This window comes from Enterobacter cloacae complex sp. GF14B, assembly GCF_004136805.1.
In the GTDB taxonomy this organism is placed as follows: domain Bacteria; phylum Pseudomonadota; class Gammaproteobacteria; order Enterobacterales; family Enterobacteriaceae; genus Enterobacter; species Enterobacter hormaechei_C.
In genome coordinates this window covers 1-1,009 of record NZ_QFRV01000337.1, presented here as the reverse complement: position 1 = coordinate 1,009, position 1,009 = coordinate 1, and the positions used below count along the sequence as shown (strand labels likewise).

The following is a 1,009-nucleotide window of genomic DNA, read 5'->3' as shown; positions in this document are numbered from 1 at the left end:
GCTTCGGTCAGCAGCACCACCTTACGGGCAAACTGCGCGTCCACCATCGCGTAGCCCAGCGAGCCGCAGCACGATTTGCCGTGCGTGCCGTTGGCGTTGCCAAACTCATCGCTGCACGGCACGCCGAGAAACGCCACGTCGATATTCAGCTCGCCGTCCTGGAGCAGCTTCACGCGCCCGCCGTGGGAGTGAATTTGCACCGGCTCGTCCATCAGCCCGTGGGAGATGGCGTCTGCCAGCCTGCCGCGCATGCCGGAGGTGTAAATCCGGGTGATGACGCCGCTTTCGATATGCTCGATCAGCGCGTCGTTGCAGGTCATCAGCGAGCTGGAAGCCAGGGTCAGATTTTTGAAGCCCATCCGCGCCAGCAGCGCCACGACGGTGTTGATCACCCGGTCGCCTTCGCGAAAGGCGTGGTGGAAGGAGATGGTCATCCCGTCCTGCAAGCCGCAGCGCTTAACCGCCTCTTCAATAGAGGCGCAGAGCTTGCGGCTGTGCTTCGCCTCGCTGTCCGCCAGCCACGGCGTCGCGCTGTGGGCGGTATCAAAGGGTTTCAGATCCCGCAGATGGGGGAAATTCATATGGAGAAGTTCTGTCTGATTCATTATGTCATCCTTACCGACGCACGCCGGAGGCCGCCGCGCGCTCCAGCACCACCTGCGCGTGGTTAATAATCGGTGCATCCACCATTTTGCCGTTGAGCGACACCACGCCCAGGCCGTTACGCTCGCCCTCTTCTGCCGCCTCAATCACCCGTTTCGCGTGTTCCACTTCTTCCCGTGTCGGGGCGTAGGCGTTGTGCAGCAGGTCTATCTGGCGCGGGTTAATCAGCGATTTGCCGTTAAAGCCCATCTTGCGGATCAGGTCGACCTCGCGCAGGAACCCTGCCTCATCGTTAACGTCTGACCACACCACGTCGAAGGCGTCGATGCCTGCCGCGCGGGCGGCGTGCAGCACGGCGCAGCGGGCGTAGAACAGCTCGGTGCCGTCGCCGCGCTCGGGCTGCATG

Annotated in this window: 2 protein-coding genes; both read right to left on the bottom strand. The window is 62.8% G+C overall.

The genetic code is table 11. The annotated features are described in order from the left end of the window. The coding region (locus DD606_RS25545; protein ID WP_306768332.1) for a citrate lyase subunit alpha at nucleotides 1-605 on the bottom strand (605 nt) is incomplete at its 3' end. A 10-nt stretch (nucleotides 606-615) separates the two neighbouring features. Then, nucleotides 616-1,009: aldolase/citrate lyase family protein (locus DD606_RS25540; RefSeq protein ID WP_176691513.1), on the bottom strand; the 394-nt coding region annotated here is incomplete at its 5' end.